General features: G+C 39.6%; 14 protein-coding genes and 1 tRNA gene. 4 read left to right on the top strand and 11 right to left on the bottom strand.

Translation table 11 applies throughout. The features are described from left to right. Positions 1-111: 111 nt before the first annotated feature. Positions 112-1,323, bottom strand: coding sequence for a glycerol-3-phosphate acyltransferase (locus THETH_RS03415; protein WP_013931984.1), 1,212 nt, complete (start codon positions 1,321-1,323; stop codon positions 112-114). Between the two features lie 77 nt (positions 1,324-1,400). On the opposite strand from THETH_RS03415, the gene THETH_RS03410 reads away from it, so the two are divergent. Both THETH_RS03410 and THETH_RS03405 read left to right on the top strand, forming a co-directional pair. Further along, positions 1,401-2,081: a hypothetical protein gene (locus tag THETH_RS03410; protein WP_013931983.1), complete on the top strand. Its 681-nt coding sequence runs from the start codon at positions 1,401-1,403 to the stop codon at positions 2,079-2,081. Then, complete coding sequence (locus THETH_RS03405; RefSeq protein ID WP_013931982.1) at positions 2,065-2,325, top strand: EscU/YscU/HrcU family type III secretion system export apparatus switch protein; 261 nt, start codon at positions 2,065-2,067, stop codon at positions 2,323-2,325. Before THETH_RS03410 ends, THETH_RS03405 begins: the two co-directional genes overlap by 17 nt. Here THETH_RS03405 and THETH_RS03400 read toward each other — a convergent pair. The 3 genes from THETH_RS03400 to mutL are packed head-to-tail and all read right to left on the bottom strand — an operon-like array spanning position 2,322 to position 5,355. Next, entirely contained in the window at positions 2,322-3,149 is an 828-nt protein-coding gene (locus THETH_RS03400) for a hypothetical protein (protein WP_013931981.1), read from the bottom strand. The genes THETH_RS03405 and THETH_RS03400 overlap by 4 nt on opposite strands. Further along, the gene (locus THETH_RS03395; protein ID WP_245530547.1) at positions 3,134-3,634 is read right to left on the bottom strand and encodes a GNAT family N-acetyltransferase; all 501 of its coding nucleotides are present in this window, start codon (positions 3,632-3,634) and stop codon (positions 3,134-3,136) included. The genes THETH_RS03400 and THETH_RS03395 overlap by 16 nt, the downstream gene beginning before the upstream one ends. 11 nt (positions 3,635-3,645) lie before the next feature. Next, positions 3,646-5,355 (bottom strand): DNA mismatch repair endonuclease MutL, encoded by a 1,710-nt coding sequence (gene mutL, locus THETH_RS03390; protein ID WP_013931979.1) that lies wholly within the window; start codon positions 5,353-5,355, stop codon positions 3,646-3,648. A gap of 83 nt (positions 5,356-5,438) precedes the next feature. On the opposite strand from mutL, the gene THETH_RS03385 reads away from it, so the two are divergent. Next, positions 5,439-6,620: an MFS transporter gene (locus THETH_RS03385; RefSeq protein WP_245530545.1), complete on the top strand. Its 1,182-nt coding sequence runs from the start codon at positions 5,439-5,441 to the stop codon at positions 6,618-6,620. A gap of 23 nt (positions 6,621-6,643) precedes the next feature. Here the strand turns inward: THETH_RS03385 and THETH_RS03380 are convergent, their stop codons facing one another. From THETH_RS03380 to THETH_RS03350, 7 genes are all read right to left on the bottom strand, one after another. Then, positions 6,644-7,717 (bottom strand): radical SAM protein, encoded by a 1,074-nt coding sequence (locus THETH_RS03380; RefSeq protein ID WP_013931977.1) that lies wholly within the window; start codon positions 7,715-7,717, stop codon positions 6,644-6,646. Positions 7,718-7,897: 180 nt separating this feature from the next. Beyond that, the gene (locus THETH_RS03375; RefSeq protein WP_013931976.1) at positions 7,898-9,523 is read right to left on the bottom strand and encodes an NAD+ synthase; all 1,626 of its coding nucleotides are present in this window, start codon (positions 9,521-9,523) and stop codon (positions 7,898-7,900) included. A gap of 221 nt (positions 9,524-9,744) precedes the next feature. After that, entirely contained in the window at positions 9,745-10,470 is a 726-nt protein-coding gene (locus THETH_RS03370; RefSeq protein WP_013931975.1) for a WecB/TagA/CpsF family glycosyltransferase, read from the bottom strand. A gap of 44 nt (positions 10,471-10,514) precedes the next feature. Further along, positions 10,515-10,601: transfer RNA gene (locus THETH_RS03365), tRNA-Leu, on the bottom strand. Positions 10,602-10,661: 60 nt separating this feature from the next. Then, positions 10,662-11,996 carry an NCS2 family permease gene (locus tag THETH_RS03360; protein ID WP_013931974.1) on the bottom strand — a complete coding sequence of 445 codons (1,335 nt, stop codon included), beginning with the start codon at positions 11,994-11,996 and terminating at the stop codon, positions 10,662-10,664. Positions 11,997-12,113: 117 nt separating this feature from the next. Next, entirely contained in the window at positions 12,114-13,076 is a 963-nt protein-coding gene (locus THETH_RS03355) for an alpha/beta hydrolase (RefSeq protein ID WP_013931973.1), read from the bottom strand. Positions 13,077-13,079: 3 nt separating this feature from the next. Continuing rightward, positions 13,080-13,601 carry a DUF6512 family protein gene (locus THETH_RS03350; RefSeq protein ID WP_013931972.1) on the bottom strand — a complete coding sequence of 174 codons (522 nt, stop codon included), beginning with the start codon at positions 13,599-13,601 and terminating at the stop codon, positions 13,080-13,082. Positions 13,602-13,756: 155 nt separating this feature from the next. Here THETH_RS03350 and THETH_RS03345 point away from each other — a divergent pair, with 155 nt between their 5' ends. Then, positions 13,757-14,107 carry a hypothetical protein gene (locus THETH_RS03345; protein WP_013931971.1) on the top strand — a complete coding sequence of 117 codons (351 nt, stop codon included), beginning with the start codon at positions 13,757-13,759 and terminating at the stop codon, positions 14,105-14,107. The last annotated feature ends 119 nt before the right edge of the window (positions 14,108-14,226 follow it).

Genomic DNA, 14,226 nt, shown 5'->3' with positions numbered 1-14,226 from the left:
GGATTTCAAAAAGTTGGTTTTTCACAAAAAGATGCTTGACAATCTTTTAAGATTTGTGGTATAATAATGAATAGCAGGGCAATAAAGCCCTGCTATTTATTTTTCATATTTTTAACCTAAATTCATTAAAAGCATCATAACCGCACCGGATAAAACTGGAACGCTCACGTTGTCGTCTATAGGAATGGGTAGACTTTCCGCAATCGAAGCAACCAAGGCGCCCACTAAACCTATCCAAAGTGGCAGAATTTTCGCGAACCAAAGAAAATATGCTGCGCTGACTGAAATACTCAAAAAACCAACCCAACCCTCTAACGTTTTTCCTGCGGATGTTTTCAATATCATCGTGCGACCATAGTTTATTCCAACAATTTTAGCCATCATATCTCCAAAAACAAGAAAACACAAACTTGCTATAGCTATACTTTCGCTGAAAAGCAAATACGTAAGGAACACTCCCAGCAAAAACATGGTAATCGAAGAAATTCTATGTTTTTCCTTCTGCTTGTAAATTCTGAATCTTGGAGCAATTTCTTCGTTTAAAATTTTTCCAACCCTTTCGTGTGAAAGTCTTATTAAATCAGTTGCAAAAGAGCAAGCCAAAACAATTCCAACAAGTGTAATAAGAGCAATTTTGCTGATCACCAAACTTAAAACAAAAAACGACATGGCAGCTGGTCTTATGAAAATTCTCCAAAGAGGAAGATTTTCACTTTTTATTGTGAACATTTTAAGCTTTTGCATATTCTTTACACCGACAAAGAAAAGATAACCCATCAAGCACAAGGAAAAAATCGTTTCATTCAATAAAGGTACAAGAAAGATCAAAACAATCGCAAGAATAGGAAGTGTAGATAAAGCCAAGAAATTCTCATCTTTCGTTGCAAAAAACATTGAAAGAACATAAAAAGTGAGATAAGCCAAAGTACTTATCAAAGCAAAAGGTTGTATATTCCTTGATATCCTCAAGAGCATAATTATTAACATACCAGTCGCAGTTGCAGCTCCCTTGCCGCCTTTGAACTTCAAATAAAATGGTGCAACATGACCAACGATAGCTGCCACACCAGAAAGGTAAACAACTAAAGATTGACAATGAAAGATTTTTTCTGCGATAAACATTGCCAAAATTCCTTTTGTTGTGTCGTACAAAGCCGTTGGTACCGCAAACTTTAAGCCAAGTGTTCTTTTCACGTTCGTGGTTCCAGGATTCCCGTCCCCCAACGTTCTGATGTCAACTTTTTTAAACCATTTCGCGAAGAAATAAGCGGGAAGAAAACAACCAAGTAAATATCCAATCAAAATTGAAAAAGCGCTTTTCACAAGTTCTCACCTCTGTTGATTATTTTACTTAATTGAATTGCAGAAAACCAAGACTTTTTGATCCGATAATATTATTGGTGATCGATTTGGAAGGTTTTGTCGTCGAGCGGCTAGGACAAATTGTAAAGGTTAGAACAGACAAAGGAGAAACCTTGCTTAAGTTCAAAAGAAAAGTTCCAAATGAAGGTGAGTACGTAAGGTTTGTTGATAAACCAGAAGGTCGAGATTTCTTCGTCGCTGAAAGGTTGATAGATTCACAAGAATCGTTAGCGCCTTTGAAAAAACTTCATCCTTTTCTTCAAACGTTGGGCAAATTCAGAGGCGGCTATGAGGCAAATTTTTGTGTAGCACTTGCCGACAAAATATGCGAAAGGCTTGAAAAAGAAGAACTTCCAAGGGCTTTTTACAACTCGTTCTCAGAGTATTACAAACTGGGGGAAATCAACCAGAAACTGAAAGATTTTGGCCTTTGGATTTTCACTGTTGGATATCCCTACGAATTTAAAAGCTTACCGAGCGAAGAAGAACCGATTCATATTCTTATCGACAGAAAGACAAAAAGATTTCAAATAAATTTTTTCAACAAAGGTATTTGTCATGTTTTCAACGGATTTATTGTGAACCAAAGTTTATCGCTCCATTTAAAGCCTTCAGTTGGAATAGATTTCGAAAAATTGGAAAAACTTAGGCAAAATCTTTTAAAAAGGTTTCAAAACGTCTTCATGAAGGTGGGAGATGTGAATGGACTACTCGCATAAGTTGGCTGTGGCTTTGGGTTACGATCCAGAACGATTTGAAGCACCATTCGTGATAGCCAAAGGCAAAGGTGAGCTAGCACAAAAAATAATCGAAGAAGCCGAGAAAAACGGTATACCAATAGTTTCCAGTCCAGAATTGGTGGGAAAACTTTATAAGTTGGAAATTTTAGAGCAGATTCCAGACGATTTGTACTTTGCCGTCGCAGAAATACTTGCGTTCGTTCAAAATTTAAAGAAAAGCTAGCTTTCCTTGAGTTTCTTGAGATTTTCTTTTATTTTCTGTATCTCATCCAACATTTTTTTCAAAAGCTTTTCCCTTTGCTCGATACGTTGATCCAGTTCTTTTAACATCGAAAGATAGTCAGATTTGATGGATTGCACTTGGAACCTTTGACTTAGAATGTTTTTCACCCCTACCCCGATCTTTTCAACAACTGCTTTGCTTTTTTCAATTATCAGTACAAACAAGATGGTCAAGCCACATACAAAGCTTACGATAAAAAATAAGATGGTATGAAAAAGTGGGTTTACAATCGGATAAGCGGTTATTACCCTAAAACCGTACTTTTCGTTGACCAATTGAACTACTTTGAACTTCTTTCCCTTGTAGACAACCACAGTTTCCACATCATTTGGTTGAACGTTTATGATCGTTTCTAGCTTGCTTCCCAGTTGAACCGGTTCAGTGGTGAAAATAACCAAACTCGAACTGTCAACCACAAAAACAACCATATCTATAGAGGGGATGGAAAAATCGAGAACCACAACCTTGCTCAATCCATCGCTGATTTTGACACCTGCAACTGGCTTTTTCAAGCTCTGATCGTAAAGCAAGATTCTGCCAAACTTTGTAACTAAATCCGAAATTGAACTTTTTTCAACAGAAGGCTGTAAAGCAATGGCAAGATCAACTTGAGCTTGAAAAAGGCTGTTCAGCAGTTTGCAGGTTGATCGAAGATAATCCTTAAAAACCTGATTTTCTTGCTCAAGTTGTCTGAACGAATAAAAAGCCATGGCAAAACAAAGAATTCCTGCAAGAGCTAAATAAAAAATCAATCTTCGAGCCATTTTCCCATCACAATCAAATTATAATACCTTCCGTTTTGATAAATCGCTTTTTTCTTTATTCCCTCAACTTCAAAACCGAATTTTTTATACAGTGCTATAGCTCTTTCGTTTCCCTCAACAACCTCAAGTTGAATTTTTTTAAAACCTCTTTGCTTTGCTAGCTTTAAGCATTCCTCCATTAAAGCACTCCCAACTCCCATTCCCCAGTACTGCTTTCTGACGCTTATTCCAAGTTCACCTTTGTGAAGAATCTTTCTTTTGTTGAAACCGTAAAGTGTGATGATACCTATTATTTTTCCCTGGTATTCGGCGACCAGAAAAATCCTTCTTTTATCGCTCAGATAAAGGCTGATGATTCTTTTTTGTTCAATCAAATCCTCCACTTCGTCCGGATAAGAAATCAAAAATTCAGACTCAGCGGCAACCATTCTCTTGAAAATCAATATTTGCTCGGCATCGGAAAGTTTAACCTCTCTTATGATCACACCTTCAAGCTTCATATCCGCTCGAAAAATTTATCTAGATCATCGTAAGAAATCGAGAAAAATATTGGCCTACCATGCGGACAGTTGCTCAAACCTGCTTCGATAATTTCGTTGAAAAGTTGCTCAGCTTGAAGTTTATCAAGCTTATCTCTCGTTCTAAGTGCATTCTTGCAAGCGATATCAGCTATTAGATTTTTGAGTATTTCTTCAGTTTCCTGAAGATCCAAAAGCTTAAGCTCGTCCACAGCCGATAGGAAGAAATCTTTCACATCACTTTGGTCCAACCACTTTGGTATCTTTTGAACAAGCACATCGTTTTCTCGAACTTGATATTCAAACCCAATCTTTTTGAGAAGATCAGACTTTTTAAAAAGTTCAAGATCACTTTTTTTCATTGGAACAGATATTTCAAAAACTAACTGTTGAGAAGGCAAATTGTCCAAAGATGCAAGGATTTTTTCGTAAATCAACCTTTCATGGGCCGCGTGAAAATCCATTATTAAAAGACTATCCTCAGTTTCAATCAAAACGTATCTTGATCTGATCAAACCAAGTACTCTATAAGTCCTTGGTTTCAAAAGTTTTAGATTTTCAGAGGCTTTCACACTCAAAGTTTTGTCAAAGTCAAAAGTGTGTTTTTCAACTTTTGAAGGCACAAAAACAGATTCACCAAGGATGCTTGAAGACGGCGTTGGCTTAATTTCTTGGTATTTGACTTTTTCAACATGCAGCACCTTTGCTATGGTTTTTTTCAGCTGATTTTTAATCGAATCCCTGATGAAAGTAAAGACTTTTTCTTCGTTTGTGAATTTGACCTCCAATTTCTGTGGATGAACGTTCACATCGAACTCTTTACTTGGAAGCCAAAGCTTGAGTACCGCAAAGGGATGTTGGCCGTGTTCAAGATAGTCGGAATAAGCCGAGTAAATCGCATTTATCAAAAGTTGGCTAACAACAAATCTTTCGTTGACAAAAACAATGGTTGATCTTGAAGTTCTTACGATACTCGGCAAGCCAATTACTCCTTCAAGTTTCATGCTTCCTTCTGAAGAATCTATTTGGAGAATCTGAGAAATCGGAATATCAGTAAAGATCTGTTTTACACGAGTTAGAAAGTCAGCTGAAGGCAAGTTGTAAACTACCTGCTGATCCCTGGTCAAAACAAAATGAACCTGTGGTTTTGAAAGTGCAAGTCTTTCAAAAACCTCGGTTGCCATCCTTGCCTCAACTGCGGAGGATTTTAAAAATTTTCTTCTTGCTGGAACGTTGAAGAATAAATCTTTCACAATTATCACAGTGCCATGGTCCATGCTCACAGGTCTTTCGTAAACAAGATGTCCTGCGACAACTTCTATTTCGTGTCCAACTGGAAGATAGACAGGTCTTGACCTTATGGTGACTTTGCTTACGGAGCATATCGAGTGAAGTGCTTCACCCCTAAAACCAAAAGTTTCAAGCTTGTAGATGTCCTCAAAGTTGGATATTTTGCTGGTGGTGTGGGGTTGATAACAAAGTAATAAGTCTTCCTTTTCCATACCTTCTCCATCGTCTGATACAACTATTTGGCTTTTCCCACCACCAACAAGTTCAACGACAATTTTCTTCGCACCAGCATCCAAGGAGTTTTCGACAAGTTCTTTCACAACTGAATGAACTCCAGTCACAACTTCTCCAGCTGCAATCTTGGTAACAACCTGTGGATCTAGTTTTTTTATTTTCACCGCTCATCCCCTCGTAGATATCTTAGCTGAAAAAACTTTGAAACGGAACAGAAATACGTTTCGACGCATAATAAACAAAGGAGGTGACGAAGTTGAAGAAACAAATTCGATCGGCTTTGGCATTCATCATTTTAATGGGTTTTGTCAGCCTTTTTTCCGACATTGTCTATGAAGGTGCAAGAAGTATTGCGGGTCAATTTCTCGGTTTACTTGGCGCAAGTGCAGCGGCTGTGGCATTGGTAGCTGGTCTTGGTGAATTCATAGGTTATTCCTTCAGACTGGTATCTGGTTATCTTGCTGATAGAACAAAGAAATATTGGCTCTTCACTCTGATTGGTTATGGCATGAACCTTTTTGCGATACCGATGCTCGCTTTAGTTGGAAATTGGCAGCTTGCTTTTGTTTTGCTCATCGCCGAAAGATTTGGAAAGGCTTTGAGAAAACCTGCAAGGGATACGATGATGTCCTACGCAGCCAAACAGGTTGGCTCTGGTTTTGGCTTTGGCCTTGAGGAAGCGTTGGATCAAATCGGAGCTGTTGCAGGTCCTGTTTTTCTTTCCTTGGTACTTGCCCTCAAAAGCGGTGAAGAGATTTCAAAATACAGATTTGGTTTTGCAATTCTCTTTGTTCCTGCAGCTGTTTCCGTCGCACTTTTGATAATAGCCAGAATACTTTTCCCAGCGCCGAGTCAATTTGAAAAAGATTCACAGGATGTTGAAGCGAAAGGCAAATTTTCAAGAAAATTCATCTGGTATTTGATTGCGATTTGTTTGATAGCCGCAGGTTTTGCCGACTTTCCATTCATAGCGTTTCATGTTTCACAAGAAAAGGTTTTCGCCGCTTCGTTGATACCGATTCTTTATGCTCTAGCGATGGGCGTTGATGCGGCAGCAGCCCTTGTGTTTGGAAAACTTTACGACAAATTTGGTGTGACAATATTGATGGTCTCTTCGGGTTTGACAGCAATGTTTGCTCCGCTTGTGTTTTTGACGAAAAATCCTTGGGTTATAGCCGTAGGAATATCTTTGTGGGGAATTGGAATGGGTGCTCAGGAATCAATTCTAAAGGCAGTTGTTGCCGACATTGTACCAAAAGAAAGAAGAGGAACAGCCTACGGCATCTTCAACACACTCTTTGGTTTGGCGTGGTTTTTGGGAAGCTTTACGATGGGGATACTGTACGGTATCTCCATTGTAGCTATGGTCGTATTCTCGATAATGATGGAAGTGTTTGCAATCGTTGCGTTAACAAGGTTAAAGAAATAATTACTCTTGCGATGGTTGCAAATTCATCCGACACTGTTTTCTTGAAAGCAACTTAACACAATTTGCCTTAGTTCGTCCTGGTGTGCCATAAGCGAACATGGACCGTCGCCGTTTTCAAGTAGTTTGTTTTCCATTATTTGCTTGAACAAGTCACTTTTCAGTCCTTCTTTGAGAGTGGTCTTTTTCAAATTGTGGATGGAAACAGTAGTCACCGGACAAGGCGTCAAATCACCAAATGCGTTGACGTGTATAAAACCTCTTCCGGCTGAAACACAACCGCCAAAGGGTTCTTCATCGCCTGGTGAGTGTACGATGAATATGGGTTTTTCGTCTTTGTACTGCAAAACTTTCTGTCTAAAAAGCTGTCGCTGCTCAGCGCTCAAAGTTTTTCCGTCTCCCATTGGACCGATGTACTCTATAAAAAAACAAAGTTTTGCACCAATACTTGCAAGAGTGTCCATGTTTTCGTCCTTCATCCAGTAGGTGTAGTTTTCCGTTGTAATTGTCACGGACACACCACATAACACTCCAAGTCGCGAAAGTTTTTGAAGCATCTCCATCACCGTGCTGTAAACACCTGTGCCTCTTCTTTGATCTGTTAATTCTTCATCTCCTTCTAAGCTCAAGATGATGGCTGTATTGGAAGTGGTTTTCAACAATTGCAGTTGCTTTTCACCAATATTTGTCCCGTTGCTGAATATTGCAAAAACACGATCTTTGTGATTGAGGACCAAATCAAGCAAGTTCTCAACTAAGAAAGGTTCGCCTCCTGCAATCAGAAAGGCAAAAACTCCGAGATCTTTGGCTTGATTTATGACATTGTTCCAGTCTGATAGTGTCAACTGTCTGCCTGAAGGTTTTTCTACAAAGCAACCTTGACAGTGCAAATTACAGTTGTTTGTGACGCTCAATATGACAACCGGTGGAACCAAAAGATCTTCGCTTAGAAGCAATTCTTTGCGAGCCATCTCGCATTCTTGAAAAGATCTGATAAGATTTGGGGCACTCTTCAAATACTTGGGGTTTTTGAAAAGCCACGGCAGGATAACTCTCGAGAACCTCGGACTTACAGCATTTGTCAGATTTGAAAGATTCATAATAATTCCTCCTAATGGTAGCTAAGTATAGCACCGAGTGGCGTTTTCCTATTGAGGATCGTGTAACAATAGGCGGAAGGAATGCTTTTATTACAATACAAATTCTTGGGCTCCCACACGTTTTACTTCCTTAATCCAGTTTTCGAAAGCGAAGATAGGTCGGAACCAAGATTGTTGATTTCATATCCATTTTTGGGCGATCGGCATTCGTCTTCCGGTTCCAAAAGCCTTAGATGTAACTTTCAAACCTGGTGCTGCTTGTCTACGCTTGTATTCAGCTTTTTCAACCATTTTTATCACCTTGATGACGAGTTCTTCTGAATAACCCATCTGCACTATTTCGTCAACGTCTTTTTGTTCTTCAACATATGCAACCAGTATTTTGTCGAGGATCTCATATGGAGGCAGACTGTTTTCGTCCTTCTGGTTCGGGCGAAGTTCCGCAGATGGGGGTTTTACAAAAACGTTCTGTGGAATTATTTCTTTTTCACTGTTTATGTACCTTGCAAGTTCGTAAACCATGGTTTTCGGAACGTCTGATATCACCGCAAGTCCGCCACACATATCACCATATAGTGTGCAATAACCAACGGCAAGTTCGGATTTGTTACCGGTTGTTAGAACGAGTCTGTTTTCCCTGTTGGATATGAACATCAGTATGTTACCTCGAATTCTTGCTTGAATGTTTTCTTCGGCCAGGTCTTGAAGGGTAACAAGATCTTCGTTGAAAAGTTTCAGATATTCTTGAAATAACTTATCAATGGGATATACTCGATACTCAATACCAAGATTTTCCGCAAGCTTTCTTGCATCGGTGAGACTGTGTTCAGAAGAATACCTCGAAGGCATTGAGACTCCAAGAACATTTTCCTTGCCTAAAGCCTCAACGGCTAAGCAACAAACAACGGAAGAATCTATTCCGCCAGATAATCCAACGACAGCCTTTTTAGTTATTCCCGTCTTCTCAAAATAGTCCCTTATGCCAAGGACAAGGGCTTTCTTAACCCAAGATATGTCTTCACGTATCACAATTTCTGGCATCTTTTCAACTTCTTCAAGGTTGACTTGTACGAGATCTTCTTCAAATTCTTTTGCCTTTACTACCACCTGCCCTCGAGAATTGAGGACTACGCTGTTGCCGTCGAAAATAAGATCATCGTTACCTCCTATTTGGTTCACGTAGATCACGGGAGTTTTGTATTTTGCAGCAACTTTTCTGAGCACCTCAAGTCTCTGGACTTCCATTTTCTTGTAGTGATAAGGTGAAGCTGAAAGATTCACAAACAATTTCGCACCTTTTTGGTAGAGTTCATCTTGGACGTCTATATCATACATTGCCTTGCCATCAGGTTCGTTTATGTTCCATATATCCTCGCAGATACTTATACCAACTTTCATTCCTTTGATATTTACAATTTCCCTCGAAGGTGCGGGAAGAAAGTACCTGGTTTCATCAAAAACATCATAGGTTGGTAAGAGGGTCTTGTGTACGTACTTGTGGATCTTTCCTTTATGAAGAACAACAGCGCTGTTGTAAAGTTTGAAAACATGCATGGATCTGCTTGGAGCTCCAACGATTACGTAATTTTCTTTAACATTTTCTGCAATTTTCAGTAACGCGTCTTCGATCTTTTTTAAAAAACCTTTTTGAAACAGAAGATCTTTCGGAGGATATCCGCATACAGACAACTCTGGGAAAACAAAAAGATCGGCTTCTTTGTGAGATCGAACAATGTCTATGATCTTCTGAGTATTACCATCAACATCTCCGACGACGGGATTGATCTGACAAAGTAGAATTTTCAAGGTCTAACCCCCTTTCCAGAAGTGATATATCAATCTCAAGTGATGCTGTCACCGCTCAGTGTCATGATAAAGGTCTGTGGGAGGATCTTCCTGTTTGAACGATTCTAATAAGCAGAATGTTACGTGTTGTCCTCGAAACGAATAAAATAATGTTACAGGTTGCTTTGTTTTAAAGGTGAGATTTCACCAAGGAGTAAAACAGCGAACGAGTTCTAATCGGATTATTTAAGGTTTCTATATTTGTGAACCAAAATCAGGAACTTCAGCACATCACCCGGCACGTTCTTCTTTTCAAGAGGCGATTGTAAGAATCTGTAAAGCCACTCAAGCTTAGCTTTCTGAATCCATTCTGGTGCACGTTTTTTCTTTTCACCGATTACGTCGAATGAACCACCAACTCCCATCGCAAAAACAGCTGTCGTTTTGAAAAAGTTTTCTTTTATCCACAACTCCTGCTTTGGAACTCCCATGCCGACGAAGATTATGTCAGCCTTGCTTTCGTTGATCATTTCGATTGGTCCTGGGCCATTGAAATAACCATGGTGATATCCACAGATGATAGCTCCATACTTTTGGGATAAATTCTTCGCAGCCTTTTCAACAACTTCTTGCCTTGCCCCAAGCAAGAAAACCTTCCAACCGTAAACTGGCGAAAGTTTGCACAGCTTAAGCATGGTGTCGATGCCGGTTATTCTAAAAGCTTTTTCATCGTAAAGTTTCTTTATTGCCCATACAACTCCTGAACCATCTGGAAAGATCAAATCGGCAGACTTCACGGCTGCCTTGTAAAGCTCATTTTCACATGCTCTAACCATTATGGACGCGTTCGCGCTAACTGCGAAAGTCTTTTGTCTGTTGTTTATTCTCTGAACGATGTATTCAATTAACTCTTCTTCGTTGCAAACTGCAATCGGAAGGTCAAAAAGCTCGACAAACTTCAGATTCAATCCTCCTTAAATAAAAATTTTGGAGCCGGTGCTACCGGCTCCTTTGGTGCCGAGGGCGGGACTTGAACCCGCACGGGCGTAAACCCACATGATCCTGAGTCATGCGCGTCTGCCAGTTCCGCCACCTCGGCAAACATTTCTACCCATTCAGTATCCTACCACGCCCGTGCGATTTTATCAAGAGACACAACTTATTCTCTGAGGAAAACCAGGTAAAACACGAAAAGAATCGCAAGAATCCAGGTAAGCCAATGAACTTGCTTGGCTTTTCCAGAGAAAAGTTTCACCACTGGGTAGGTAATTATTCCAAGCGCAATTCCATTTGCAATCGAATACGTCAAAGGCATCATGAGCAAAGTTACGAACGCCGGTATGGCCTCCGTTACATCATCCCAATTTATCTTTGTAATTGGTTTCATCATCAAAATACCCACGAAAATCAAAGCAGGTGCTGTTGCAGCCGCTGGAACGGTCATGGCAAGCGGGGAGAAGAACAACATAAGAAGCATGAGCAACGTCACCACGACTGCCGTCAAGCCAGTTCTGCCGCCTTCCATAATTCCAGCGCTGCTTTCGATGTACGTTGTGACGGTAGACGTTCCAAAGACAGCTCCAACTGAAGTACCAATTGCGTCTGCTAGATAAGCTCTGGAAGCTCTAGGTAGATCACCGTTTTTCATAAAACCAGCCGATTCTGCCAAACCCGTTAAAGTTCCAAGGGTGTCAAAGAAGTCGACGAAGAAGAATGTGAAAACAACCATCCAGAAGGACGCCGTCGCCAAAGCTTGAAGGTTAAAATCCATCTTCATAAAGGTTGGAGATATATCCGGTATTTTGCCGACGATACCGTAATACTTCGTCACACCAAAAATTGGAAGTGCTCCGATCAAAGTGCTGGCCAAAATACCAATCAAGATTGCACCAGGTATTTTCAAAGCCGAAAGAATAGCTATGATGAAAAAGCCTATTATGGCTACCACAACGTTTGGATCAGTCAAATGTCCCAAACTAACCGCAGTGGCAGGATCGCTTACGACAATTCCAGCACTTCTTAAACCTATGAAAGCTATGAAAAGACCTATTCCGGCACCGGTTGCAAGTTTCACAACATTTGGAACTGCTTTAATCACGTATGCTCTAGCTCCTGTTACAGTCAAGAGGATGAATATCAAGCCTTCCACAAAAACTGCCGCAAGAGCCACACGCCAATCAATTCCCATTTTTAAACACACGGTGAAGGCAAAATATGCGTTCAAACCCATTCCGGGGGCTAAGGCAAAAGGATAATTTGCATAAAACCCCATTATCAAAGTGGCAACCACAGAACCGAGAATCGTCGCAACCATGAATGCACCAAAGAATTGTTGGTAAAGAGTACTTCCAGGTGTTGCACCGGGTATCACGTTAATCAAAATGGACGGGTTGACGAAAACTATGTAGGCCATCGTTAGGAAGGTTGTCACACCAGCGATGATTTCACGACGTATAGTACTACCATTGGCTCTCACGCCAAAGAGCTTCTCCATAAGGTTTCCCCTCCCACAAAAAGATGGAGATTAAAAATCTCAATGGATACCAAGATCATACCTAGATTTTGTTTACGAAAAATTTTTGAAATGAAACAAGTAACTTATAACTTAAACTCATTTTTCCACAACACATTTGAGAAAACTGACGAGATCGTCTAAAATTTTGTACGTAAATCCGTCCTTGAGAACAAACTCAAAGCCGTGATCACCTTTTGGATGAATTTTCAACACCGCTTTGACTTTGAAACTTCTCAACTTTTTGTACATTTTTATTGATGATTTTGGCGGGACAACAGTGTCTTTCAAACCGTGAGCCAAAAAAACCGGTGGCATAGAATCGCTAACCCACGTTATCGGTGAATAATGAATGCAATTTATCGAATTTCTCACAGGAAGAGTTTTCATGGTTGTTACCAAAGCAAACCTTGCGAAGAAAGAGGTAACTTCTTCTGACAACAAATCGGTTAAATCACACGGAGCATAAAACGCCACTACAGCTTTTATCGAAGAAGAAAGATTTTTCAAAAAAGAATTTCTGGCGGTGTAATAAAGAGCCAAATGCCCTCCTGCAGATAAACCCATCAGCACAATTTTTTCTGGATTAACCTTTAATTTAAAGGCATTTTCTTGAATAAACTTAACGGCTTGAGAATAATCAGAAATTATGTTGTCTATCTTAGCGTAAAAGGCTTTCCGATACTCCAGGCTAGCAACTGCAAAACCTTGTGAATTTAAAAATCGATACCAAGAAACATTGTTTGGCTGTCTTTTAAAACCCGTTATCCAACCTCCACCGTGTGCAAAAACTACCACTGGAAACGGTGCATCACCTTCTGTTGGATAGTACAAATCAAGCTTCAAATGTGAAGTGTAGTTGTAAGAAAACGGCCCCCTTGAGGCTTTCTTTGAAACCTTATAAGGTAATCGCCCAAAGATGGATCTTCTGATCAATTTGATGTTTGCAACTAAAAACAAAAGTATTCCAACGAAAAAATTGTTTGTGGTTACAAAGAAAATGATGATAAACAACAAGAACTTGAAGGATTTGATAATAGCGAACTTGATCCTTTCTTTCATCGCTTAATCAATAACTAATTCGGGATTCTGAAAAAGATCAACCCACGGTTTTGAGAAACTGAATCTGACGAAAAAGAAAATCAAGACAAAGAAAAGAATCAGAATCATCAATTTTACGGTTGTACCAAAATGCATCTTTTCAGTCAATCTTTCAAGAACTATACCAACAATACCAGAAACTACCACCACAAAAAAGGCCCAAACAAGTTCCAAGGCAATGGATTCGACTTTTCCAACGATGCCAGGCACAACGTACCACACCACGACTATGATCCAAGGTATGAACATGGTTGAAATCAAACGAGAAAACCAAAAATTGTTAGGCAGTCTATGTTTTCTTTTCAAAAGTGCAAACTCTAATAAACTTACAAGCAAATAAGCCCAAAATCCCATCTTGAGATGCTCAAAAACCGATTCGTCGATCCCACAAAAAGGTATCAGAAAATCCCAACCGGTAAGTTCATACCCAAAATGTAAAAGCGAAAAGATCAAAACATAAAATATTACCTTCGTAAAAATTCTCATTTTTTTCGCCTCCTTTATGATTAACATTCCTAGTATACAACATTAAAGGCTTCTTGGTAACTCAAAAACGCTATAGCAACATCTAATTAAATTGTGGTAAAATTACATATGAGTAACAAAAACCAGACAATTTGTGACATATACGGAGGGATAAAATGATCAAGCGTGCCGCTGTGTTATTTTTATTTTCAGTTTGTGTGCTATTTGTAGTTTTCTTTGTCCTTCGTGTTTGTTCAACGCCATCAAAGACCGACACAGTTGTGGAAAGATGGTTTGTCCTGGAAAACACCATCGACATCACAGCAGATCAGATTTCACCAACCTTTTACAAGGTTCTTAAAAAACCAGATTATGTGGTTGTTCAAGCTCAAATACCTGAAGTGAATGTCGCGCAAAATCAAGACAAGGTGTATTTGTTTTTGCCACAAATCACAGCGAGTTATGTTGAAGTGTACGCCAACGAAAATCTTATAGGTTCTTTCGGTTGTGTGCAGCGAAAAAAATAGGTTATATATGGTATGAACCGCTGATCTTCCTTGTTCCCTTACCAGTTAAAACAATCTCTTTGCGCGTTCATGGAATAAACGAGATCGGCATAAACCAACCTGTCTTTCTTTACAAGGAC

The sequence above is a fragment of the Pseudothermotoga thermarum DSM 5069 genome (assembly GCF_000217815.1).
Taxonomy (GTDB): Bacteria; Thermotogota; Thermotogae; order Thermotogales; family DSM-5069; genus Pseudothermotoga; species Pseudothermotoga thermarum.
This window is presented reverse-complemented; position numbering and strand designations above follow the sequence as displayed.